Origin of the sequence: Deinococcus murrayi DSM 11303 (genome assembly GCF_000482805.1) — a bacterium.
Classification (GTDB): domain Bacteria; phylum Deinococcota; class Deinococci; order Deinococcales; family Deinococcaceae; genus Deinococcus; species Deinococcus murrayi.
Genome location: NZ_AXWT01000060.1, coordinates 1 through 1,585, shown reverse-complemented (window position 1 = coordinate 1,585; position 1,585 = coordinate 1). Strand labels below are relative to the sequence as shown.

Annotated in this window: 1 protein-coding gene; it reads right to left on the bottom strand. The window is 65.9% G+C overall.

Translation table 11 applies throughout. From position 1 onward, the window contains the following. Window positions 1-58 precede the first annotated feature (58 nt). Window positions 59-1,507, bottom strand: a complete 1,449-nt coding sequence (locus H565_RS14960; RefSeq protein WP_051363518.1) for a DNA methyltransferase — start codon at window positions 1,505-1,507, stop codon at window positions 59-61. Window positions 1,508-1,585: the final 78 nt, after the last annotated feature.

The window sequence follows — 1,585 nt, the reverse complement described above, 5'->3', positions numbered from 1 at the left end:
ACCTTCCCCTGGTCAAGCAGGAAAAGCCCATGGTGTACCCTTCTCCTGAGCCGAGTCTCTACTCGAAACCGTCCAAACTTTGGGGCCAGCCCACGCTGACCGCCCGCATCCAGTCCATGTGGGGGCGCGACTGAATCACGCCGAAGGTGAACAGGTCGGCGTCGGGCACCATGAACAGCAAGTTATTTACGACAGTTCCCGAATCGAGGTAGCCGACTGGGACATACTCACGGCGTTCACTGCTGACGCTGGGGACAGCGAGGTAACGCTCAGGCAGTCGGCGGTCACGGAAAAGAGCGGGGGTCGCCGCAAACTTTTGCGTGCTGGGAGCAACACTCGCCAGCCGCCACGCCTTCACTGCCTCCACCCGCTTTCGCACCTCGGGCAACCTGGCAAGCTCGGCGGGTTCGGCTCCCTCCAGCCACAGACAGAACCGGGTGCCGCCATTCAGGAAGTCCTGGGCGTCGAGCAGGGGCCTAACGAACTTCGCGGCGGCGGGTTCCTTCTCCAGCAGCTCGGCCCGCTCCTGCTCGGTCAGCAGCAGGTTTCCGCCGTCCAGCGGCATATTCCCAAAATGGATGGGGGGCACGCCTGCGCGGAGGGGGTTCCCGGCCTTCTGCACGATGACGGCGGGGCCGTCGGTCAGGTAGGGCGTGATGTTCTGCGCCTGCATCTCCAGGGGCTGCGCCGTGGGGCTGCTGTAGGTGAACAGGCGGCGCGGCCCGCTCGCCTGGGCGCTGGGTTGAAACTGCACGATGACGCAATGCACGGCGGCCTGCCCAGGCGCGTCGTTCGACCATTTGAAGGTGCGGTGGGCGGCGGTGATGGTCTGTCCGTAATCCTGAAGCACGTTCCCCCACAGTGGGGCCACCTGCTCCCCCTGCGTGACGCTGTTGGTGCTGACCAGGGCGGCGGCGGTCTGGAGGCCGGGAAACTCGCGGGCGGTGGCCTGCATGACCTTCGCGGCCTTCACGTACCACGCGGCCACGTAGTCCAGCACGCCAGCATCCTTGACCCCGGCGAACTCGCGCACCACCTGGGCACGCTGGGCGGCGCTCATCTTCTTGCCCCCCACAAAGGGCGGGTTTCCGACGATGTACAGGCGGGCAAGGCCGGGCGCATCGGCCTCCAGGTTCAGATGCTCGGCCCAATCGGTTTCCAGCGCGTCCCCGTGCTTGATGTGCGCGGCCTGCATCAGCGGCAGGTTCACGAAGTTCTGCCCCAGCGTCTGGCTCGCTTCGATGTTCGCTTGATGGTCGGCCAGCCACATAGCAACGCGGGCAATCTGGGCGGGGAACTCGTCGTACTCGATGCCGTAGAACTGCCCCACGTTCACCCGGATGAGGTGCGCCACGTCGAGGACCTGTTGCCCGCGCTGCTGCTCGGCCAGGGCGTCCAGCTCCAGACGGCGAAGCTCCCGGAAGGCCAGCAGCAGGAAGTTTCCCGAGCCGCACGCCGGGTCGAGGAAGCGCAGGCGCGGTAACAGGTCGAGCTCTCTAGGGGTCAAAAGTGGCGAGGAAGTCGGGAAACGCGTGTGCAAGCCCACGGTTGGGCTTGGTGAGCACGGCGCGAAGGGCATCCAGGC